Raw genomic sequence first — 21,938 nt, 5'->3', positions numbered from 1 at the left:
AAAAGTATGGCGGATAAAAGTCAAGGAATAAATTGTCAAAGAGGCATTAAGAAATACAAAAAAAGATGGAAAACTGTAGAGAAAGAAGAGGAATCAAGCGATGAAGAGAGCAGCGTTACATAATCTTGGATGTAAAGTAAATGCATATGAGACAGAGGCAATGCAGGAATTGCTGGAACAGGAGGGATATGAAATCGTTCCGTTTCACGAGGATGCAGATGTCTATATTATTAATACCTGTACAGTGACGAATATGGCGGATCGCAAATCCAGACAGATGCTGCACCGGGCAAAGAAGAAGAACCCAGATGCGGTAGTGGTTGCATGCGGTTGTTATGTCCAGGCAAAACAAGACGAGATAGATGAGAGCATTGATATTGTAGTTGGAAACAATCGGAAGAAGAATATCGTAGAGATCCTGGCAGAATATGAAGCTTCAAAAGAAAAACAGACGGTGCAGAAAGAAGTGATCGATATCAATCATACAGATGAGTATGAGGAACTCCATCTGACGAAGACCGCGGAACATACCAGGGCTTATATTAAAGTGCAGGATGGTTGTAATCAGTTTTGCTCTTATTGTATTATTCCGTTCGCAAGAGGACGCGTCAGAAGCAGAAGCTATGACAGTGTGATTGCGGAAGTGAAAAAACTTGCGGAAGGCGGATATAAGGAAGTGGTTTTGACTGGGATTCATTTAAGTTCCTACGGAGTGGACACCGGTGAAAACTTACTGTCTCTGATTCAGGGGGTTCACGAAGTGTCTGGTATTGAGAGAATCCGGCTGGGAAGTCTGGAGCCTCGAATTATCACGGAGGAATTTGTACAGGCGATTGCGAAGCTTCCGAAAATGTGCCCTCATTTTCATTTATCTTTGCAAAGTGGCTGCGATGAGACGCTAAGGAGGATGAACCGCCGCTATACAGCAGAGGAATACATGGATGGCTGCAAACTGCTTCGGAAATACTTTGACCATCCGGCATTGACGACGGATGTTATTGTGGGATTTCCTGGGGAAACGCAAGAAGAGTTTGCAGCGTCAAAGGCATTTGTAGATCAAGTGGATTTCTATGAGACGCATGTGTTTAAGTATTCCAGGCGGCAGGGGACGAAGGCGGCTGCGATGGAAAATCAGATACCGGAGACGGAGAAAACCAGAAGAAGCAACGAACTTCTTGAGCTTAACAAGAAGAAGCAGAAGGAATACGAGGAACGTCTGATTGGAACAACCCAGGAGGTGCTGATGGAAGAGGCTGTGCAGATTGACGGAGAAACCTGGCAGGTGGGACATACAAAGGAGTATGTCAAAATTGGACGAAAAACCGAAGAAAATCTCACGAATCAGTTGGTAAATGTAGAAATTGAGAGCCATTTGCAAATAATACATTGAATTTTGAATGCTAATCAGTTAAAATAGAAGAGAAATATGATTGGAGGACGTGAGTAAATGAAAGATTTAAGCAGCACTCAGTTTTTTCAGGTAGAAAGCGGTCCGCAGATTCAGGCAAAAGATATTCTGGAGATCGTGTACAAAGCGTTGAGTGAAAAGGGATACAATCCTGTAAATCAGATTGTCGGCTATATTATGTCGGGAGATCCGACGTATATTACAAGCCATAACGGAGCAAGAAGTCTGATTATGAAGATGGAGCGGGATGAATTGGTAGAAGAGATGCTCAAGACGTATATCGAGCATCATAACTGGGTATAATAATGATGAGGATTATGGGACTGGACTACGGTTCAAAGACGGTAGGCGTAGCAGTCAGTGATCCCCTCGGGATCACGGCTCAGGCAGTAGAGACCATCTGCAGGAAGGAAGAGAACAAGCTGCGCAAAACCTGTGCTCGGATCGAAGCGTTAATTGAAGAGTACCAGGTGGAGCGAATTGTCCTCGGCCTTCCCAAACATATGAATAATGATATTGGAAATCGGGCGGAACAATCTATAGAATTCGGGAAGATGCTTACCAGACGGACCGGCCTTGAGGTCGTGATGTGGGATGAGCGTCTGACTACGGTGGAAGCGGAACGGACGTTAATCGAGAATAAAGTAAGACGTGAGGATCGCAAAAAATATATAGATAAAATTGCGGCTGTTTTTATATTACAGGGATATCTGGATTCGATTTCGAGGTGATAAGTATGGAAAAAATTAAGTTTATGTCTGAGGAACTTCAGGAGGAAGTGGAGTTCTTTGTGCTGGAGCAGACGAGAGTAAGTGGAGTGTCTTACATTCTGGTAACAGATTCGGAAGACGATGACGCAGAATGTCTGATTCTGAAAGATACGTCCGGAGAAGGAGAGGCGGACAGCCTTTATGAGATTGTGGGAGATGATGTGGAGCTTGCAGCAGTCTCAAAAGTGTTTGAAGAACTTCTGGAAGATGTTGAGATTGAAAGGTAGAGTGGGATGTCTATCAGTAAAGAAGAATTTAAAGAGATGCTGAAAGAAAAAGGCTTAAAAGTGACCAACCAGCGGTTACTGGTATTAGAAGTACTCGCAGATCAGCGCGATAGGCACATGACTGCAGAGGATATCTATGAATTAGTGAAGGAAGACTACCCGGAAATCGGGCTGGCTACCATATATCGGACATTGCAGTTGTTGTTAGAAATGCAATTGGTGGATCGGATTAATCTGGATGATGGATGTATTCGTTATGAGATTGGGGAATTCTGTGACGGAGAGAATAAGCATCATCATCACCACTTAATATGCAGAACCTGTGGAAAGGTGCTTCCTTTCAAGGATGACCTTTTGGACGAGTTGGAGGCGCATATCGAGGAGGCAATGGGATTTCATGTGTTAGACCACGAATTAAAATTTTATGGACAATGCAAAGAATGCCGTGAAAAGAAAAAGTAGTACGGAAAAGAGACACATGGAGGTGTTAATTTGAAAAGAGAAAACAATGGAAAATTGCGTATCATTCCACTTGGAGGTTTGGAAAAGATTGGAATGAACATTACTGCCTTTGAATACGAAGACAGTATTATTGTGGTGGACTGTGGTCTGGCGTTCCCGGAAGATGATATGCTGGGAATTGACCTTGTGATTCCGGATGTTACCTATTTGAAGGATAATATTCAGAAAGTAAAGGGATTTGTCATTACCCACGGGCATGAGGATCACATCGGAGCGTTGTCTTATGTGTTGCGGGAGATGAATCTTCCGATTTATGCGACAAAGCTTACTATGGGAATTATTGAGCGAAAGCTGTCTGAGCATAATTTGCTTCGCAGCACCAGAAGAAAAGTAGTAAAGCACGGACAGTCTATCAATTTGGGACAGTTTAGAATCGAGTTTATTAAGACGAACCATAGTATCCAGGATGCGGCAGCGCTGGCAATCTATTCCCCGGCCGGTATTGTTGTTCATACGGGAGACTTTAAGGTCGATTATACGCCGGTGTTCGGTGATGCTATCGATCTGCAGAGATTTGCGGAGATCGGAAAGAAAGGGGTACTGGCGCTGATGTCTGACAGTACCAATGCAGAGCGCAAAGGATTTACACAATCGGAGCGTACGGTAGGAATTACCTTTGATCATATTTTTGCAGAGCATCAGAATACAAGAATTATTATTGCTACATTTGCGTCGAACGTAGACCGTGTGCAGCAGATTATCAACTCTGCATGCAAGTATGGCCGAAAGGTTGTGGTAGAAGGCCGCAGCATGGTAAATATTATTCAGGTTGCGCAGGAGTTGGGTTATCTGAATGTGCCGGATAAGACCTTGATTGAACTGGATCAGATGAAGAATTATCCGCCGGAGAAGATGGTTCTGATTACGACAGGAAGCCAGGGAGAATCCATGGCGGCATTGTCGAGAATGGCGGCGGACGTGCATAAGAAGATTACGATTATGCCGGGAGATACTGTTATTTTCAGTTCTAACCCGATTCCGGGAAATGAAAAATCGGTTTCCCGTGTGATTAATGAACTCTCATCTAAGGGAGCAAATGTGATCTTCCAGGATGCTCATGTCTCAGGACATGCCTGTCAGGAAGAGTTAAAACTGATCTATTCTCTTGTGAAACCGAAATATGCTGTTCCGGTGCACGGAGAATACCGTCACTTAAAGGCGAATGCAGGAATTGCAACCAGTCTTGGAATACCGAAGGATAATGTGTTCATCCTTCAGTCGGGAGACGTACTTGAGTTAAGTAATGAAGAGGCAAAGGTGGTAGACAAAGTACACACCGGAGCGATTTTGGTAGATGGACTTGGTGTTGGAGATGTTGGAAACATTGTGTTAAGAGATCGTCAGCATCTGGCAGAGGATGGAATTTTGATCGTGGTGCTTACCCTAGAAAAGGGAAGCAACCAGCTTTTGGCAGGACCAGACATTGTATCTCGTGGATTCGTGTATGTGCGGGAGTCTGAAGGTCTGATGGAAGAGGCGAGAAAGATCGTGACTGATGCAGTAGAGGATTGCCTGATGCACCAGAGAAATGCGGACTGGAGCAAGATTAAAATGGTCATCCGTGACACGATGAATGAATTTATTTGGAAACGGACGAAAAGACGTCCGATGATTTTACCGATTATTATGGATGTATAAGATGGGGACGTAACCCTTTCCTTAGGGGTTACGTCCTAACTTATTCATTGGTGGATGAAAAGAAAAAGGAAGTTGCTCAAATGATAGTTGATGAGAGAATGATCACCTATATCCATTCGTTGGAGACGGCGGAACGTTCGGTGATTGAGGAGATTGAACAGGAGGCACTTGAGACCTTTGTGCCGATTATCCGGAAAGAGACTCAGAGTTTTCTAAAGGTGCTTCTTGCAATGAAGCAGCCTATGCAGGTATTGGAAGTCGGAACAGCAATTGGCTTTTCGGCGATTCTGATGAGTGAATACCTGCCGCAGGGAAGTCATATTACGACAATTGAAAAATATGAAAAACGGATTCCTATTGCCCGGGAGAACTTTAAACGGGCAGGAAGGGAAGATCAGATCACCCTGGTGGAAGGAGATGCGTTGGAGGTAATGCGCTCCCTTACTGGTCCGTATGACTTTATTTTTATGGATGCAGCAAAAGGCCAGTATATCCATTATATGCCGGAAGCTATTCGGCTTCTTGCTCCGGGCGGAGTGCTGATGTCGGATAATGTGCTGCAGGATGGAGATATTATTGAGTCTCGATTTGCCGTAGAGCGGAGAAATCGGACGATTCACAGCCGTATGCGGGAGTATTTATACGAATTAAAGCATGATGAACGTCTGCAGACATCAATTCTTCCACTGGGAGACGGTGTGGCGCTAAGTGTCAGAAAATAGAAGAGAAAGAATACAGGAATCAAAAGAAGGAGAAAAAGAGATGGAACAGAAACGTCCGGAATTGCTGATCCCGGCAAGCAGCCTGGAAGTGTTGAAGACAGCAGTTGTTTTCGGTGCAGATGCCGTATATATTGGAGGCGAATCATTTGGGCTGCGCGCGAAGGCAAAGAATTTTTCGATGGAAGATATGAAGGAGGGAATCCGGTTCGCCCATGAGCATGGGGCGAAGGTTCATGTGACGGTCAATATTCTGGCTCATAACGAGGATCTTGATGGTGTGGAAACCTACTTAAAAGAATTAAAGGAAATTGGTCCGGATGCATTGATTATCGCAGATCCAGCCATCTTCCAGATGGCGAAGGAGATTTGTCCGGAGATTGAGAGACATGTGAGTACACAGGCCAATAACACAAACTACGGAACCTTCAATTTCTGGTGGAATCAAGGGGCAAAAAGAGTGGTGACAGCCAGAGAGCTGTCTTTAAAAGAGATTAAAGAAATTCGGGAGCGTATTCCGGCAGAGATGGAGATCGAAAGCTTTATTCATGGCGCTATGTGTATTTCCTACTCCGGAAGATGCCTGTTAAGTAACTTTTTCACGGGAAGAGATGCGAATCAGGGAGCCTGTACGCATCCTTGTCGCTGGAAATATGCGGTTGTTGAGGAGACGAGACCTGGCGAGTATATGCCGGTTTATGAAAATGAGCGCGGAACCTATATTTTCAATTCCAAGGATCTGTGTATGATTGAGCATATTCCAGAAATGATCGAGGCCGGAATTGATAGCTTTAAGATCGAAGGGCGAATGAAGACAGCGCTTTATGTAGCGACAGTAGCAAGAACCTATCGGAAAGCCATTGACGATTATCTGGAGGATCCGAAGAAGTATGAGGCAAATATGCCTTGGTATTTGGATCAGATTTCCAACTGTACTTATCGGCAGTTTACAACCGGATTCTACTTTGGAAAGCCGGGAGATGAAAGTCAGATCTATGACAGTAATACTTATGTCAAAGAGTACACATATTTGGGAATTGTCGGAGAGAAGAAGGACGGAATGTGCCGAATCGAGCAGAGAAATAAATTTTCTGTCGGAGAAGAAATTGAGATTATGAAGCCAGATGGAGGAAACGAAAAGACGATAGTCAGACGGATCGTAGACGAAGATGGCTGTGAGCAGGAAAGCGCTCCGCACCCCAAACAAGTTCTGTATGTAGAGCTTGATAAGGAGGCTGATGTTTACGATATTCTGCGTCGGGAAGAGAAGATGCCAGAATCTTAAGCTTTTGAGAAACTGGTTCCGAATCAGCTTTGATTTGCAAGAAAATTGTTTGGAAAAGCACACATATCGCAGCGGGAACATAGACTATACCAAATGCGATATGAGGTGCTTTTTTTGAAATCATTTCCCCAACCCCTCACTGCATCGGAAGAAAGAGCATATCTGCAAAAATATACGGAGGGTGATCTGGAAGCAAAACACATTCTGATTGAACGCAATCTGCGCCTTGTGGCTCATATCGTAAAGAAATACCAGTCTTGCGAGGAAGACAGTGAAGATCTGCTGTCTATAGGAACCATCGGGCTTATGAAGGCGGTGGTAACCTTTAATCCGGAGAAATGTGTTCGTCTTGGAACTTATGCTGCAAGGTGCATAGAGAATGAACTTTTGATGTATTTTCGGGCCAAAAAGAAGACATCGAAGGAAGTATCCCTATATGAACCTATCGGAACGGATCGGGAAGGGAACGAAATTCAGCTTTTCGATATTATTGAGGCGAAGGAGGACGATGTCTGTCGAAAGGTGGAGTTCAAAGATCAGGTAAAAATGCTGTATGAGAAGGTGGAGACAGAGCTGTCAGGAAGAGAACGACTGGTATTGAAAATGCGGTATGGACTGTATCATGGGGAAGAGTACACACAGCGGGAGATCGCCCGGCAGTTAGGGATCTCCCGCTCTTATGTGTCGAGAATTGAGAAGAGCGCAGTGGAGAAGCTGCGTAGATATTTCTAAGCCCTGTGCGGGTTTGCGCAATTTGGGACGGAGGTTTTTTCAAAAAACCTCCGTCCCAAATTGATTCTGGAAGTTTCGTTTGGTCTAAAAACTGTTGACAGGAAGATAAGATTGAGCTACGATAAAATTATCATTTTAAGAAATAGCCCGATCGGGTTCTTTTTAAATCAATTCTTATTTATTTTGGCTGATTCAGCCGATTATCACATTGGAAATGTAAGCGAAAAATGAACAGAGAAAGAGGTGTGTGTATGGCATTTGGTATGGTAATGTCTGCAGCTGTTCAGGGACTTCATGTTGAGATGATTCATGTGGAGGCGGATGTAAGCAATGGACTGCCGATGTTTCATATGGTGGGGTATCTGTCTTCGGAAGTGAAGGAAGCATCTGAACGAGTTCGGACGGCGATCCGTAATACAGGGATACAGATTCCAGCCAGAAAGGTGGTAGTGAATCTGGCTCCGGCTACGATGCGAAAGAAAGGATCTTCTTTTGATCTGCCCATTGCATTGGCGGTATTGGCAGCGCTTGATTTGATTCCTGGACAGGCATTGGAAGGAACAGCGGTTGTAGGAGAATTGGGTTTGGACGGACGTGTTCAGAAAGTTTCCGGAGTGCTGCCTGTTGCGGCTGCTGTAAAAGAGGCGGGGATCAGACGGTTGATTCTTCCGGTGGAAAATATGGCGGAGGGTGCGTTGACAGAAGGAATTGAGGTGTTGGGGGCAGAGACTCTAGAGCAGATTTGCGGCTATCTAAATGGGAAAGAACAGTTGTTTTTTTCGAGAAAAGAGGGAAAGCCAGAAGAAAAAGAACGGTTTCCTATTGATTTTCAGGAGATTCGAGGTCAAGAGATGGTTCGAAGGGCGGCGGAAGTAGCAGTGGCAGGAGGTCACAATCTTTTGATGGTGGGGCCGCCCGGGAGTGGAAAGTCTATGATTGCCAGACGAATTCCTACTATTTTGCCTCCGCTTAGCAGGGGAGAAAGTATGGAGATTACCAAGATTTACAGCGTTCTTGGGCTTGTGGATCAAGAGCATCCGCTGAAAACAGAGAGACCGTTTCGGGAAGTGCATCATACGGTGTCAAGAGCGGCATTAATTGGAGGCGGTATGATACCGGTACCAGGAGAAATCAGTTTGGCACACGGTGGGGTATTGTTCCTGGACGAATTGGCAGAATTCCCAAAACCAGTATTAGAGTCGCTTAGACAGCCGTTGGAAGAGAAAAGAATCCGCCTGTCACGAAGACATGGAAATTATGAGTTTCCAGCAGATTTTATGCTGGTTGCAGCCATGAATCCATGTGCCTGCGGGAACTACCCGGATCCGGAGAGATGCCGCTGTCTTCCGCATCAGATTCAGCAGTATCTAGGGAAGGTCAGTCAGCCATTTTTAGACCGGATGGATCTCTGCGTAGAGGTTTCCAGAGTTTCCTATGATTCACTGTGTATGAAGTCGGAATCATTTCAAATTCCAGAAAACTCAGAGACTATTCGAGAGCGGATCTGCAGAGCCAGGGAGATTCAAAGTTCCAGATATCAGGGCGAAACAGGAATTGGATCGGGAAATGGATTCCATCTTACGAATGCATCGATGGGGATTCGGCAGTTGGAGCATTTTTGCAGGCTTGGAAAGGAGGAAGAATGCCTGATGCAGCAGGCATATGCAACATTACACTTGACGGCCCGTACTTATCACAAGGTTTTGAAGGTTGCCAGGACCATTGCGGATCTAGAGGAAAGTGAGGTGGTGCGGGAACCACATCTAATGGAAGCGATTGGCTATCGCGGATTGGATAAGAAGTATTGGAGTCGATGATAGAAAGAGATAGAAAAGTTGTGAGGATGGAAAATGGATGAGAAAACAAGAATATATGAATATTGGCTGGCAGGGATTTCTTCGTTGTCGGATCGGAAAAAGATATGGCTTCAGACAGAATACAAGAGTGCAGAAGCGGTATATTATATAGAAGAAACAGAGCTGTGTCGTTTGGACATACTGACGGAAAAAGATAGGAAGGTACTTCGGGACAGGAGAAGAGAAACCAGGAAGAATATGAAAGAAACTGGGGAAAAGCTTGTACAAGAAGGAATTTGGTTTCTTACTTGTTTTGACGAAAGATACCCTAAAAGGCTGAAGAAGATAGAAGACCCTCCGTATGCGTTATATGGAAAGGGAAGGCTTCCTGATGAAGAAAGCTTATCGGCAGCGATTGTAGGTGCGAGAGGATGTACAGTGTACGGGGAGCGGTTGGCGCTGGAGTATGGGAAAATCCTGGCGCAAAATGGCGTGGCAGTGATCAGCGGGCTGGCACGGGGAATTGACGGAGCTGGTCAGAGAGGGGCCTTAAATGGCGGCGGATATACCTGTGGAGTATTAGGATGTGGCGTAGATATCTGTTATCCAAGGGAGCATATTGGACTGTATATGGATATTCAGAAAGCAGGAGGGCTTGTATCAGAATTTCCACCTGGGAGGAAGCCTTTTTCGTCAAATTTTCCAAGAAGAAATCGAATTATCAGTGGACTGGCAGATGTGGTGCTGGTGATGGAGGCTCGAAAAAAGAGCGGATCGCTGATTACTGCAGATCTTGCTTTGGAACAGGGAAAGGATGTGTATGCACTTCCGGGTCCAGTGAACAGTCCGTTAAGTGAGGGGTGTAATCTGTTGATTCGGCAGGGAGCAGGGATTCTTTTGAGTCCGGAAGACCTGCTGAAAGAACTGGGGATTCAAAATAAACGATTGGGAAAAAAATCTGACAAAAATGAAATAATGCTTGAAAGTCCCGAAAATATAGTGTATAGTTGTCTCGGCTTGTATCCAGAAGGAATGGATCAGCTGGCAGCAGAAACGGGTCTTGCGATCCCGGAGCTGTTAAGGACACTGGTATCACTTCAGATGAAGGGTCTTGTGACGGAAGTGTCCCGGAATTATTATGTGAAAACTTGCTGTGACTGATGGCGGTATTCACAAAAGAGTTACAGGTATTGGAGGAAATAATTATATGGCACGCTATCTCGTCATAGTGGAGTCACCTGCAAAGGTGAAGACAATTAAGAAATTCCTCGGAAGCAGCTATGTGGTGACTGCATCCAACGGTCACGTCAGGGATCTTCCGAAGAGTCAGCTTGGAATTGATGTAGAACATGATTTTGAACCGAAATATATTACCATTCGAGGAAAGGGAGAACTGCTTGCGGGACTTCGGAAAGAAGTAAAGAAGGCAGACAAGATCTATCTTGCAACTGACCCGGACCGAGAAGGAGAGGCGATTTCCTGGCATTTGTGTAAAGCGTTGAAACTGGAGGATAAAAAAGTTTATCGGATCAGTTTTAATGAGATTACTAAGAATGCAGTGAAGGCGTCTTTGAAGAATCCGCGTGAAATTGATATGGATCTGGTAGATGCGCAGCAGGCAAGACGTGTGCTGGATAGGATTGTGGGTTACAAGATTAGTCCTCTTCTGTGGGCAAAAGTAAAGAGAGGATTAAGTGCCGGTCGTGTGCAGTCGGTGGCACTTCGGATTATTGCAGACAGAGAAGAAGAAATCAATGCATTTATACCAGAAGAATATTGGTCTTTGGATGTGAATCTGAAAGTAGAAGGGGAGCGTAAGCTTTTAAATGCCAAATTTTATGGAACTGAAAAAGAAAAGGTGGTTATTAGTTCTAAAGAGCAGCTGGATCAGATTTTGAAGGAAGTAGAAAATGCAGAGTATTCAGTGGCAGACATCAAAAAAGGAGAGCGCGTGAAAAAGGCGCCACTTCCATTTACCACCAGTACTTTGCAGCAGGAGGCGTCTAAGGCGCTGAACTTTGCGACGGCAAAGACGATGCGGATTGCGCAACAGTTATATGAGGGTGTGGATATCAAAGGAAGCGGAACCGTCGGTTTGATCACGTATCTGCGTACCGATTCTACCCGTGTTTCTGATGAGGCAGAGATAAGTGTACGTGATTATATTGGAAAAGCATATGGAGAAGAATTTGTAGCGGCGGGCGAGAGTAGAAGTGGAAGCGGCAAGAAGATTATTCAAGATGCTCACGAGGCGATCCGTCCGACAGATGTGACGCGAACACCGGCATCGGTAAAGGATTCCCTTTCCAGAGATCAGTTCCGCCTGTATCAGCTGGTATGGAAGCGTTTTTTGGCAAGCCGGATGCAGCCGGCCAGATATGAGACGACATCCGTAAAGATTGCGGCTGGTTCCTACCGGTTTACAGTAGCAGCTTCCAAGATTATATTTGAAGGCTTCCGAACGGTTTATGTGGAGGCGGGAGAAGAGAAGGAATCTGGAAATGTTCTGTTAAAGGGATTGGATATGGATTCCAAACTCACCAAAGAAAGTTTTGATTCCAAGCAGCATTTTACACAACCGCCGGCGCATTATACGGAGGCGGCACTTGTCAAGACTTTGGAGGAACTGGGGATTGGACGTCCAAGTACGTATGCTCCGACGATTTCCACCATTATCGCAAGACGATATGTGGCAAAAGAAAATAAAAACCTTTATTTGACGGAAATCGGCGAAGTGGTAAACAATATTATGAAACAGTCCTTCCCGAGTATTGTAGATGTGAATTTTACCGCAAATATGGAAAGCCTTTTGGATGGTGTGGCCGAGGGTCAGGTAAAGTGGAAGACGATTATTGAGAACTTTTATCCAGATTTGATGCAGGCAGTAGAGATGGCGGAAAAAGAGCTGGAAGAAGTTAAGATTGAAGACGAGGTGACTGATGTCATCTGTGATCAATGTGGACGCAATATGGTGATCAAGTACGGACCCCATGGAAAGTTCCTGGCCTGTCCGGGATTTCCGGAGTGCAGAAATACCAAGCCATATCTGGAGAAGATCGGAGTGGCTTGTCCGGTATGTGGCAAAGACGTGGTGGTTCGCAAGACGAAGAAGGGTAGAAAGTACTATGGATGCGAAGATAATCCGGAATGTGAATTTATGTCCTGGCAGAAGCCATCTGTTAAGAAGTGTCCAAAATGTGGAAGTTACATGGTAGAAAAAGGAAATAAGCTGCTGTGTTCAGATGAACAGTGCGGTTATGTAGAAAATAAATAAAAGAGAAAGAATATTTTGAAAATTCATTGAATGTTGATGAATTATATGTTAATATAACATTCAAGAATGGAGGAATTTCAATGAGCGTGCAATTATTAGACAAAACAAGAAAAATCAACAAATTACTGCACAATAACAATTCCAGCAAGGTTGTGTTCAATGATATCTGCGAGGTGCTGACAGAGATTTTGAACTCTAATGTGCTGGTGGTTAGTAAGAAAGGAAAAGTGCTTGGCGGCAGCAAGTGCAGCGATGTGCCGTACATTACAGAGTTAATTGAGCGGGAAGTGGGAAAACATATTGATGAGATGCTGAATGAGCGTCTTCTTAGTATTCTCTCCACAAAAGAAAATGTCAATCTTGAAACACTCGGATTTTCAGCGGATGCAGTGCGGGGATATCAGGCCATTATTACGCCGATTGATATTGCGGGAGAACGTCTTGGAACCCTGTTCCTTTATAAATCCGGAGAGATGTATGAGATTGATGATATTATCTTAAGCGAGTACGGAACGACGGTTGTCGGTTTGGAAATGCTTCGCTCCGTTAATGAAGAAAGTGCAGAGGAGACAAGAAAAGAGCATATTGTTCAGTCTGCAATTAGTACTTTGTCCTATTCGGAATTGGAAGCAATCATCCATATTTTTGATGAGTTGGATGGAACAGAGGGAATTCTGGTGGCAAGTAAGATCGCAGACAGGGTAGGAATTACAAGGTCTGTGATTGTAAATGCACTGCGTAAATTTGAAAGTGCTGGCGTAATTGAGTCCCGTTCTTCTGGTATGAAGGGAACTTATATTAAGGTCGTAAACGATTACGTGTTTACCGAACTGGAGCATATTAAGGCAGAACGCATAAAGTAAAGAGCGCAGAGAAGGAAAGATGGCTATGTATGAAGAGTGCCAGGCAGAAGTCCGGATGCAGCGGATGATTCTGAAAGATGGCTATTATGATGAAACGACCTATTATTGTAGTGTAATCACGTATAATCCAGAGGAAGAAGACATATATTTATTGTCAGGGGAGGCAAAGCTTCCGGTATTTTCTCTGGACGGGATCTATGAATGCAGGATTCATACACAGGAAGGAGAGGTTTCCTGTGTGGGAGTTATTGAAGAACGGTATTGGAACAAATTGGGCAATGTCATAAGAGTTCATGTCAAAAATGGATTTTATAAAAATCTTGTAAACTAAATAGAAAGTCTGTTGACAAAATACAGAGAGAGTGCTATTTTATATCTAGAATCTTTTAGCACTCTCTTTTTGTGAGTGCTAATAATCCAGAGGTTATTATTTAAGGAGGAATAAATATGAAATTAGTACCATTGGGAGACAGAGTCGTATTGAAACAGTTAGTAGCAGAAGAGACTACAAAATCCGGAATTGTAATTCCTGGACAGTCCAAAGAAAAACCGCAGCAGGCAGAAGTAGTAGCTGTTGGCCCAGGTGGAACAGTTGATGGCAAAGAAGTAAAGATGAACGTGACAGAAGGCCAGACCGTTATTTATTCTAAATATGCAGGAACGACCGTTGAAATTGAAGACGAAGAATACATTATCGTAAAACAGGATGATATCTTGGCAGTATGCGAATAGAAGAAAGATTTCGGGAAAAGAGTAGCAGATTGGATAGAATATAGTTAGGAGGCAGATTATCATGGCAAAAGAAATTAAATATGGGGCAGAGGCAAGAAGTGCGTTGGAAGCTGGAGTCAATCAGCTTGCAGATACAGTAAGAGTAACGCTTGGACCAAAGGGACGTAATGTGGTTCTTGATAAATCTTTCGGAGCTCCTTTGATCACCAATGATGGTGTGACAATTGCAAAAGAAATTGAGTTGGAAGATGCATTTGAAAATATGGGTGCTCAGCTGATCAAAGAAGTGGCATCTAAGACCAACGATGTGGCAGGTGACGGAACAACAACCGCAACAGTTTTGGCACAGTCTATGGTACATGAAGGAATGAAGAACCTAGCAGCAGGAGCGAATCCGATCATTCTTCGCAAGGGTATGAGAAAGGCAACAGAAAAAGCAGTAGAGGCAATTGCGGGAATGTCCAGTAAAGTAAATGGAAAAGATCAGATCGCAAAGGTTGCTGCAATTTCAGCAGGAGACGTAGAAGTTGGAGAAATGGTTGCAGATGCAATGGAAAAAGTATCTAACGACGGTGTTATTACAATTGAAGAGTCCAAGACGATGAAGACGGAACTGGATCTGGTAGAAGGTATGCAGTTTGACCGCGGATATGTATCTGCATATATGGCTACTGACATGGATAAGATGGAAGCGGTTTTGGATGATCCATACATTTTGATTACAGATAAGAAAATTTCCAATATTCAGGAAATTCTGCCTCTGTTAGAGCAGGTAGTACAGTCAGGTGCAAAACTTCTGATCATTGCAGAGGATGTCGAGGGAGAGGCGCTGACTACTCTGATCGTGAATAAACTGCGCGGAACATTTAATGTAGTGGCTGTAAAAGCTCCTGGATACGGTGACAGAAGAAAAGAAATGCTGAAAGATATCGCAATTTTAACAGGTGGTCAGGTAGTATCTGATGAATTGGGAATGGATTTAAAAGAGACAACACTGGATCAGCTTGGACGTGCAAAATCTGTGAAGGTTCAGAAAGAAAATACGGTCATTGTAGACGGTATGGGAGACAAGAAAGAGATTTCTGACCGTGTAGCTCAGATTAAAGCACAGATTGAGGAGACAACATCTGATTTTGACAGAGAAAAATTACAGGAAAGACTTGCAAAATTAGCAGGTGGTGTTGCTGTGATTCGTGTAGGAGCAGCTACAGAGACTGAGATGAAAGAAGCAAAACTTCGTATGGAAGATGCGCTGAATGCGACAAGAGCAGCAGTAGAGGAAGGAATCATCGCCGGAGGCGGATCTGCTTATATTCATGTTGCAAAAGAGGTTGCAAAACTGGCAGAGACACTGGATGGAGATGAGAAGACAGGTGCGAAGGTTGTATTAAAAGCACTGGAAGCTCCGCTGTTCCACATTGCTGCAAATGCAGGACTGGAAGGCTCCGTTATTATTAACAAAGTAAAAGAATCTCCAGTGGGAACCGGATTTGATGCCTTGACGGAGAACTATGTAGACATGGTAGAATATGGTATCCTGGATCCTGCAAAGGTAACAAGAAGTGCATTGCAGAACGCAACAAGTGTAGCATCTACACTGTTGACAACAGAGTCTGTTGTTGCAAACATTAAAGAAGATGCACCGGCTATGCCGGCAGGTGGAGCAGGAATGGGAATGATGTAATAGAGCATTTGAGTTGATCCTGCAGATACAATTCTAAAGAATTTGAAAACTCCTCGAAAGAGGAGTTTTCTTTTAGTTGAAATGTGGTATAATGAGAATCACATTGGTATGAAAGAATTGCGGAGGAAAAGGAAATGAGCGACTATTATACAGAACAATTGGTGAAAAAGAAAGCAGATGCAAAGGATCGGATGATAAAGATCGGACTGATTCTTCTGACGCTTCTTTCAATTGTGATCGTATTCTTCTTCCCATTGGGGATTATTCTGCCGGTTCTGGTGATTATTTTGGATGTTTTTTTGTTCCGAAGAATGAATGTAGAATATGAATATCTCTATGTAAATGGAGAGTTGGATATCGATATTATTCTGAATAAAGCGAAAAGAAAGCGCAAGTTTTCGGCGGCCATCAATGATGTGGAATTGCTGGCGCCTGCAGGGGCATCGGAGCTTGGACAGTACCAGAATGTAAAGGTCAAAGACTTTAGCTCTGGAAATAAGCAGGCGAGACGCTATGTATTGGTGGTGACGAATAAAGGAGAAATGACGAAAGTAATTTTTGAACCGAATGATACCATTATAGAAGGATATTCTATGATGGCGCCGAGAAAGGTGATTCGTCGGTAAGAATGCAGATTTTGGAAAAGAGATTTTAGAAAAATCAATAAATTGGTTGACAAAACGTAGAGAGATTGGTTATTATAGCTCTTAAATCATTAACTAAAGAAACGAAAGAGAGGATTAGAATCATGGGAAAGATCATTGGAGAAGGAATTACATTTGATGATGTGCTGCTGATACCGGCATATTCAGAAGTGATCCCAAACCAAGTGGATTTATCAACACATTTGACGAAGAAGATTAGACTGAACATACCGATGATGAGTGCTGGTATGGATACGGTAACCGAGCATCGCATGGCGATTGCAATGGCACGCCAGGGAGGAATCGGTATCATTCATAAGAATATGTCGATTGAGCAGCAGGCAGAAGAGGTAGATAAGGTAAAGCGTTCGGAAAATGGTGTAATTACCGATCCATTTTATCTGTCACCGGAACATACACTGGCAGATGCCAATGACTTGATGGCAAAATACCGTATTTCAGGAGTCCCGATCACAGAGGGAAGAAAGTTAGTCGGTATTATTACCAACCGTGATTTGAAGTTTGAAGAAGATTTCTCTAAGAAGATAAAAGAATCCATGACGTCTGAAGGGCTGATTACGGCTCCGGAGGGAATTACACTGGAGGAAGCAAAGAAAATTCTTGCAAAGGCTAGAAAGGAAAAGCTTCCGATCGTAGATAAGGACTTTAATTTAACGGGTCTGATTACCATTAAAGATATTGAGAAACAGATCAAGTATCCACTGTCTGCCAAGGATAGTCAGGGTCGTCTTCTTTGTGGAGCTGCAATTGGAATTACAGCAAATTGCCTGGAAAGAGCACAGGAACTTGTGAATGCAAAGGTTGACGTTGTGGTTATGGATTCTGCACATGGACATTCTGCCAACGTTTTGAGAACCGTAGAGATGGTGAAGAATAAATTCCCGGATCTTCAGGTCATTGCAGGAAATGTGGCAACTGGAGAGGCGGCAGAGGCATTGATTAAAGCCGGTGTTGACGCTGTGAAAGTAGGTATCGGCCCAGGATCTATCTGTACGACCCGTGTAGTTGCAGGAATCGGTGTTCCACAGGTTACGGCTGTTATGAACTGTTATGAAGTAGCTGACAAGTATGGAATTCCGATTATTGCAGATGGAGGAATCAAATACTCAGGAGATATGACGAAGGCAATTGCAGCCGGTGCTAACGTATGTATGATGGGAAGCATTTTTGCTGGCTGTGATGAGAGCCCGGGAACTTTTGAACTGTACCAGGGAAGAAAGTATAAAGTTTACCGTGGTATGGGATCTATTGCAGCAATGGAGAACGGAAGCAAAGACCGTTACTTCCAGTCCGATGCGAAGAAACTGGTTCCGGAAGGTGTAGAAGGACGTGTTGCATATAAAGGAACGGTAGAGGATACGGTATTCCAGCTGATGGGAGGACTTCGTTCCGGTATGGGTTACTGTGGTACTCCAACCATCGAGGATCTGAAGAAGAGTGGACAGTTTGTGAAGATCTCGGCAGCATCTTTGAAGGAGAGTCATCCGCATGATATTCATATTACCAAAGAGGCTCCGAACTATAGTGTAGACGAATAAGAGATTTGTGATATGTCATCTGTTTGGCGGCAGTTTGTGCCGCTGAGCCGATGGCATATTTTTCCCCTTCTTTTTCTATGGACATTCAGAGAAAAGAACGGTATCATAAGGGAAGATATGAGGAAACTGGTGAGAGGAGAAAAGGGAAATGCAGAAATTTGGAATTTTAAAAAATGGGGAAGAGGCACATCTTTATTCCTTAAAAAATCAGAATGGGATGGAAATCAAAGTGTCGGATTTCGGAGCGACTTTGGTGCAAGTGTTGATTCCTGCGAGTGGCGGTCGGATGATAGACGTAGTGGCAGGGTATGATGATGTAACCGGATATGAGAAGGGGGAAGCATCGATCGGAGCGACTGTAGGCCGCGTGGCCAATCGGATTGGCGGCGCCTCCTTTGATATTGAGGGAAAGACATATTTACTGACAGCAAATGACGGAAAGAATACTCTGCATGGGGGCAGAGATTTCTATCCGAAGCGGTTGTGGAAAACGGTGGAGGCAGATGAAAGTCATGTGACATTTGAGCTGTTCAGTCCCGACGGAGATCAGGGATTCCCTGGCAACTTTACCGTGTCAGTGACCTATACCTTGACAGAGGAAAATGGTGTGAAGATTCATTACCATGGAGTCTCAGATCAGGATACTTTGGTGAATATGATTAATCATAGTTACTTTAACCTGGCAGGACATGAATCAGGAAGCGTTCTGTCTCAGGAAGCTTGGGTGGATGCAAAGACTTATACTAGAGCGGATGAAGAGTCAATTCCTACGGGTGAGTTTGTATCCGTAGAAGGGACTCCGATGGATTTCAGAACCCGCAAAGTTATTGGACGGGATATTGAAGCGGATTATGAAGCTTTGATTCTGGGAAAAGGATATGATCATAACTATGTATTGAATGGAAGCGGTTTTCGTAAAGTGGCAGGAATGTACGCGAAAGAGACAGGGATCGGAATGGAGGTTTATACAGATCTTCCGGGCGTTCATCTGTATACAGCAAATTATTTGGAAAATGAGCCGGGAAAAGGAGGAGTAGTGTATCAGATCCGGGATTTCCTATGCTTTGAGACGCAGTATTTCCCGGATGCTGTTCATAAAGAGCAGTTTGAAGGGCCGATTGTGAAAGCAAATGAGGCATACGATACAACGACCGAATATCGTTTCTATACAGAGTAGATTACTTAGGAAAAATTTGTAAGATAACATACAGAATTTAGAAAATCATAAGGAACTATTCATAAAAACCTTCGTCCGGCATGCTAAGATAGAAAGGAAGAAATGCCGAAGGGCTGTGGATAGGAGATAAGTACGAATGAAAAAGAAATACAGGCGGAAGCTAAGCACAGCGCAGAAGAAGAGAAAGATGCAGCGGAATATCCGAATGGGAATGCTTCTTCTCCTGTTGATATTGGTTGTTTTGGGAGTGGGAAAACTGGCGAAGAAGATCTGGTTTTCAGATCAGTATCAAGAGCGAAGCGGAGATGCGGTGGATGCGGTACGTCCGGATATTGATGTAGAGCTTTTGACGGTGAATCCCTATTCCAGACCTGGGACGAAGGTAAATAAGATTACAGGAATTGTTGTGCATTATACTGCGAATCCAGGAGCTACAGCTATGGATAACCGTAATTATTTTGAAGGGCTCAAAGACAGTCATACGACGAGTGTAAGCAGCAATTTTATTGTTGGATTGGAAGGGGAAATTATTCAATGCGTACCTACCTGGGAGATGGCATATGCGTCCAACAGCCGGAACATGGATACGGTATCCATTGAGTGCTGTCATCCGGATGAGGCTGGGAAATTTAATGAAGAGACCTATGAATCTGTGGTAGATCTATGTGCATGGCTCTGCCTGAAGTTTGACTTAGATCAGGAGGATGTAATTCGTCATTATGATGTAACAGGAAAGAATTGTCCGAAGTATTTTGTAGAGGACGAAGAGGCATGGAAGACGTTTAAAGAAAAGATAGGGGCGCGGCTGGAAGAGTACCGAAGGAAGATGTAGGCTTCTGGAATAAAGAGTAAAATAAGAGCCACAGTTCTTGTGTTTACAAGTACTGTGGCTCTTTAAGATATATTTTACAGATATCCCAAACGCTCCAAAGTATTCAATACCAAATGGCGTCCGGCATCTGTGCCGTCGATGATGCGTCTTGCACGAACAGAGTCGCCGATGTTGATCACTTCGGTGTTCTCGCCTTCAAATCCTTGTTCGATGGCTTCCCAAATAGGTGTGTGTGCTTTCATGCCCAGGCATACAAAACCATAATCAAATGGAAGTTCCTCTTCCTTTCCATCGTATTTAACCAGGAAGGAATGTGGATTTACTTTCATAAGAGCTGTATTTACCATCTGGGTTACGTGATGCTTGCTCATACATTCTTTCATGCTGGCGGTAGATGAAGCATCCAGTCCGTTTCCGATGATTGGCATCATTTCAATGATGGTAGTTTCAGCTCCGCGTGGTGCAAAGAATTCGACTACGTCAAGACCTACGGCACCTCCGCCGACAACAACAACCTTTTTACCGGTGAGATCTTCCGGATAGTTATCAAGATTGTCAATCATATCCATAATGGAGTATACAGATGCATCTGCGCTAGCAAGATTCTCGTGAAGTCCTTCAATTGGAGGAAGGAGAGGAACGGAACCTGTGGCATTGACAACGAGATCCGGCTGGTAAGCCTTAATGTCTTCTACTGTTGCGTCTACACCTGTTTTAATCGTCAAGTTAGAAAGCTTAGATGCACGATGTTTTAAGTAGGTAGGAAAGTCTGCCAGTCTCTTCTTTGCAGGAATCTTGGAAATCTCAACGGAAAGTCCGCCGATTTCGTCTTTTTTCTCCAAAAGGGTTACCTGACATCCAACTTCAGCAGCAGTACATGCAGCTTCAAGACCGGCAGTTCCGGCTCCGACGACAACCACGCTGCAAGGGTTTGCAACCTGCTTCTTCTTGTAAGATTCGCCTTCTGTCAGATCCGGGTTGATGGTACAGCGAAGCGGTTTGTTTCCGCCGATTCGGTTGCCGACACATCCTATGTTGCAGGAGATACATTTGCGGATATCGCAGACGTCTCCGTATTTTGCTTTGTTGCACCAGTCAGGATCTGCGATAAGACCACGTCCAAGACCGATAAGATCGGCATCTCCCCGTGCAATAATATCGTCGGCAATCTTTGGATCACGGATGTTTCCGATTGCAATGGTTGGTTTATTGAATTTGTCACGAACTGCTTTTGCCATATAGGATCTCCAGCCGTCTTCCAGGTAGTTGGCGTCAATCTGATACTGAATGGTTGGATTTAATCCGGCAGAGGTATCGAATAAATCAACTTCATCATTTAAATATTCCAAATATTCCAGACAGTCCTCTACGGTATTTCCGCCTTCTACCAGTTCGTCAACGCTAAGACGCAGAGAAATAGGAACTCTTGGACCAATTGCTTTTCTTACTTCATCAATGATCATGCGGCAGAATCGTGCACGGTTTTTAGCACATCCGCCAAATTCGTCGGTGCGGTCGTTCATGGTTGGGGACAGGAACTGGCTGATCAGATAAGAGTGTCCGGCATGAATTTCGATTAAATCAAATCCGGCATTTACAGCACGTCTGGCAGCGGCAGCATAGTCCTTTGCAATGCTTTCCAGTTCTTCTTTAGAAAGCGGGCGAGGAGTCTCTCCGCCTGGCTTGGATGGAAGGGTAGAAGCAGATACCGGCTGCATTCCGATTCTGGAACTCATGGCAGAGGCTCCGGCGTGGTTGATCTGTACACCGATGCATGCGCCCTGTCTGTGACAGGCTTCTGTCAGGTTGAACATGCGCGGAATGTAGCAGTCTTTGTCCAGACGAAGCTGCGTTGTTCCATTGGAACCCTCTGGATATTTTACACAGATATTTTCAACAATGATTAATCCTGTGCCGCCGCGTGCACGCAGTTCATAATACTTAATATGTTCGTCACTTAATTCTCCGTTATGTCCTGCAAAATCGCTTCCCATAGGCATCATTGCCACACGGTTTCTCATGGTCATTCCTCTCAGCGTCAGTGGCTGAAAGATATGTGGATAATTGTTTTTCATT

General features: G+C 44.1%; 21 protein-coding genes. 20 read left to right on the top strand and 1 reads right to left on the bottom strand.

Annotated features, from left to right (window positions below; genetic code table 11):
* Positions 1–100 precede the first annotated feature (100 nt).
* The 20 genes from mtaB to C0979_RS08590 all read left to right on the top strand — a co-directional run bounded on the left by mtaB (position 101) and on the right by C0979_RS08590 (position 19,862).
* The gene (gene mtaB / locus C0979_RS08685) at positions 101–1,390 is read left to right on the top strand and encodes a tRNA (N(6)-L-threonylcarbamoyladenosine(37)-C(2))-methylthiotransferase MtaB (protein WP_101695588.1); all 1,290 of its coding nucleotides are present in this window, start codon (positions 101–103) and stop codon (positions 1,388–1,390) included.
* Between the two features lie 57 nt (positions 1,391–1,447).
* Positions 1,448–1,711 carry an IreB family regulatory phosphoprotein gene (locus C0979_RS08680; RefSeq protein WP_101695587.1) on the top strand — a complete coding sequence of 88 codons (264 nt, stop codon included), beginning with the start codon at positions 1,448–1,450 and terminating at the stop codon, positions 1,709–1,711.
* A gap of 5 nt (positions 1,712–1,716) precedes the next feature.
* Positions 1,717–2,139 (top strand): Holliday junction resolvase RuvX, encoded by a 423-nt coding sequence (ruvX, locus tag C0979_RS08675; protein ID WP_101695683.1) that lies wholly within the window; start codon positions 1,717–1,719, stop codon positions 2,137–2,139.
* Positions 2,140–2,144: 5 nt separating this feature from the next.
* Positions 2,145–2,405, top strand: a complete 261-nt coding sequence (locus C0979_RS08670; protein WP_101695586.1) for a DUF1292 domain-containing protein — start codon at positions 2,145–2,147, stop codon at positions 2,403–2,405.
* 6 nt (positions 2,406–2,411) lie between these two features.
* Positions 2,412–2,867 carry a Fur family transcriptional regulator gene (locus C0979_RS08665; RefSeq protein WP_101695585.1) on the top strand — a complete coding sequence of 152 codons (456 nt, stop codon included), beginning with the start codon at positions 2,412–2,414 and terminating at the stop codon, positions 2,865–2,867.
* A 30-nt stretch (positions 2,868–2,897) separates the two neighbouring features.
* On the top strand, positions 2,898–4,565 hold the full coding sequence (locus C0979_RS08660; protein WP_101695584.1) for a ribonuclease J: 1,668 nt from the start codon (positions 2,898–2,900) through the stop codon (positions 4,563–4,565).
* 80 nt (positions 4,566–4,645) lie between these two features.
* Positions 4,646–5,287 carry an O-methyltransferase gene (locus C0979_RS08655; protein ID WP_101695583.1) on the top strand — a complete coding sequence of 214 codons (642 nt, stop codon included), beginning with the start codon at positions 4,646–4,648 and terminating at the stop codon, positions 5,285–5,287.
* A 40-nt stretch (positions 5,288–5,327) separates the two neighbouring features.
* Positions 5,328–6,569 (top strand): peptidase U32 family protein, encoded by a 1,242-nt coding sequence (locus C0979_RS08650; RefSeq protein WP_101695682.1) that lies wholly within the window; start codon positions 5,328–5,330, stop codon positions 6,567–6,569.
* 114 nt (positions 6,570–6,683) lie between these two features.
* Positions 6,684–7,301 (top strand): RNA polymerase sporulation sigma factor SigK, encoded by a 618-nt coding sequence (sigK, locus tag C0979_RS08645; protein WP_101695582.1) that lies wholly within the window; start codon positions 6,684–6,686, stop codon positions 7,299–7,301.
* A 251-nt stretch (positions 7,302–7,552) separates the two neighbouring features.
* Positions 7,553–9,118, top strand: a complete 1,566-nt coding sequence (locus tag C0979_RS08640; protein ID WP_101695581.1) for a YifB family Mg chelatase-like AAA ATPase — start codon at positions 7,553–7,555, stop codon at positions 9,116–9,118.
* Between the two features lie 33 nt (positions 9,119–9,151).
* On the top strand, positions 9,152–10,258 hold the full coding sequence (gene dprA / locus C0979_RS08635; protein ID WP_101695580.1) for a DNA-processing protein DprA: 1,107 nt from the start codon (positions 9,152–9,154) through the stop codon (positions 10,256–10,258).
* Between the two features lie 46 nt (positions 10,259–10,304).
* A complete protein-coding gene (gene topA / locus C0979_RS08630; protein ID WP_101695579.1) occupies positions 10,305–12,371 on the top strand; it encodes a type I DNA topoisomerase in 2,067 nt (688 codons plus the stop codon).
* Positions 12,372–12,451: 80 nt separating this feature from the next.
* Positions 12,452–13,234 (top strand): GTP-sensing pleiotropic transcriptional regulator CodY, encoded by a 783-nt coding sequence (codY, locus tag C0979_RS08625; RefSeq protein ID WP_101695578.1) that lies wholly within the window; start codon positions 12,452–12,454, stop codon positions 13,232–13,234.
* Positions 13,235–13,253: 19 nt separating this feature from the next.
* Positions 13,254–13,565 (top strand): hypothetical protein, encoded by a 312-nt coding sequence (locus tag C0979_RS08620; RefSeq protein ID WP_242962676.1) that lies wholly within the window; start codon positions 13,254–13,256, stop codon positions 13,563–13,565.
* 116 nt (positions 13,566–13,681) lie between these two features.
* Complete coding sequence (locus C0979_RS08615; protein ID WP_101695576.1) at positions 13,682–13,966, top strand: co-chaperone GroES; 285 nt, start codon at positions 13,682–13,684, stop codon at positions 13,964–13,966.
* A 61-nt stretch (positions 13,967–14,027) separates the two neighbouring features.
* Positions 14,028–15,650, top strand: coding sequence for a chaperonin GroEL (gene groL / locus C0979_RS08610; RefSeq protein ID WP_101695575.1), 1,623 nt, complete (start codon positions 14,028–14,030; stop codon positions 15,648–15,650).
* Positions 15,651–15,784: 134 nt separating this feature from the next.
* Positions 15,785–16,276 (top strand): DUF6106 family protein, encoded by a 492-nt coding sequence (locus C0979_RS08605; RefSeq protein WP_101695574.1) that lies wholly within the window; start codon positions 15,785–15,787, stop codon positions 16,274–16,276.
* 122 nt (positions 16,277–16,398) lie between these two features.
* Positions 16,399–17,853: an IMP dehydrogenase gene (gene guaB, locus C0979_RS08600; protein WP_101695573.1), complete on the top strand. Its 1,455-nt coding sequence runs from the start codon at positions 16,399–16,401 to the stop codon at positions 17,851–17,853.
* A gap of 148 nt (positions 17,854–18,001) precedes the next feature.
* The gene (locus tag C0979_RS08595) at positions 18,002–19,030 is read left to right on the top strand and encodes an aldose epimerase family protein (RefSeq protein WP_101695572.1); all 1,029 of its coding nucleotides are present in this window, start codon (positions 18,002–18,004) and stop codon (positions 19,028–19,030) included.
* Between the two features lie 136 nt (positions 19,031–19,166).
* On the top strand, positions 19,167–19,862 hold the full coding sequence (locus C0979_RS08590) for a peptidoglycan recognition protein family protein (protein ID WP_101695571.1): 696 nt from the start codon (positions 19,167–19,169) through the stop codon (positions 19,860–19,862).
* A 74-nt stretch (positions 19,863–19,936) separates the two neighbouring features.
* Here the strand turns inward: C0979_RS08590 and C0979_RS08585 are convergent, their stop codons facing one another.
* On the bottom strand, positions 19,937–21,937 hold the full coding sequence (locus C0979_RS08585; RefSeq protein WP_101695570.1) for an oxidoreductase: 2,001 nt from the start codon (positions 21,935–21,937) through the stop codon (positions 19,937–19,939).
* Position 21,938: the final 1 nt, after the last annotated feature.

The organism is Dorea phocaeensis (assembly GCF_900240315.1).
GTDB classification, from domain to species: Bacteria; Bacillota; Clostridia; order Lachnospirales; family Lachnospiraceae; genus Dorea_B; species Dorea_B phocaeensis.
The sequence above is the reverse complement of the archived record's forward strand: the minus strand, read 5'-3'. Positions and strand labels throughout refer to the sequence as shown.

Bases quoted from the DNA above. Each gene is read 5' to 3' on its own strand.
- mtaB (WP_101695588.1), top strand. From the start codon at position 101: ATGAAGAGAGCAGCGTTACATAATCTTGGATGTAAAGTAAATGCATAT.
- C0979_RS08680 (WP_101695587.1), top strand. From the start codon at position 1,448: ATGAAAGATTTAAGCAGCACTCAGTTTTTTCAGGTAGAAAGCGGTCCG.
- ruvX (WP_101695683.1), top strand. From the start codon at position 1,717: ATGAGGATTATGGGACTGGACTACGGTTCAAAGACGGTAGGCGTAGCA.
- C0979_RS08670 (WP_101695586.1), top strand. From the start codon at position 2,145: ATGGAAAAAATTAAGTTTATGTCTGAGGAACTTCAGGAGGAAGTGGAG.
- C0979_RS08665 (WP_101695585.1), top strand. From the start codon at position 2,412: ATGTCTATCAGTAAAGAAGAATTTAAAGAGATGCTGAAAGAAAAAGGC.
- C0979_RS08655 (WP_101695583.1), top strand. From the start codon at position 4,646: ATGATAGTTGATGAGAGAATGATCACCTATATCCATTCGTTGGAGACG.
- C0979_RS08650 (WP_101695682.1), top strand. From the start codon at position 5,328: ATGGAACAGAAACGTCCGGAATTGCTGATCCCGGCAAGCAGCCTGGAA.
- C0979_RS08640 (WP_101695581.1), top strand. From the start codon at position 7,553: ATGGCATTTGGTATGGTAATGTCTGCAGCTGTTCAGGGACTTCATGTT.
- dprA (WP_101695580.1), top strand. From the start codon at position 9,152: ATGGATGAGAAAACAAGAATATATGAATATTGGCTGGCAGGGATTTCT.
- topA (WP_101695579.1), top strand. From the start codon at position 10,305: ATGGCACGCTATCTCGTCATAGTGGAGTCACCTGCAAAGGTGAAGACA.
- codY (WP_101695578.1), top strand. From the start codon at position 12,452: ATGAGCGTGCAATTATTAGACAAAACAAGAAAAATCAACAAATTACTG.
- C0979_RS08620 (WP_242962676.1), top strand. From the start codon at position 13,254: ATGGCTATGTATGAAGAGTGCCAGGCAGAAGTCCGGATGCAGCGGATG.
- C0979_RS08615 (WP_101695576.1), top strand. From the start codon at position 13,682: ATGAAATTAGTACCATTGGGAGACAGAGTCGTATTGAAACAGTTAGTA.
- groL (WP_101695575.1), top strand. From the start codon at position 14,028: ATGGCAAAAGAAATTAAATATGGGGCAGAGGCAAGAAGTGCGTTGGAA.
- C0979_RS08605 (WP_101695574.1), top strand. From the start codon at position 15,785: ATGAGCGACTATTATACAGAACAATTGGTGAAAAAGAAAGCAGATGCA.
- guaB (WP_101695573.1), top strand. From the start codon at position 16,399: ATGGGAAAGATCATTGGAGAAGGAATTACATTTGATGATGTGCTGCTG.
- C0979_RS08595 (WP_101695572.1), top strand. From the start codon at position 18,002: ATGCAGAAATTTGGAATTTTAAAAAATGGGGAAGAGGCACATCTTTAT.
- C0979_RS08590 (WP_101695571.1), top strand. From the start codon at position 19,167: ATGAAAAAGAAATACAGGCGGAAGCTAAGCACAGCGCAGAAGAAGAGA.
- C0979_RS08585 (WP_101695570.1), bottom strand. From the start codon at position 21,937: ATGAAAAACAATTATCCACATATCTTTCAGCCACTGACGCTGAGAGGA.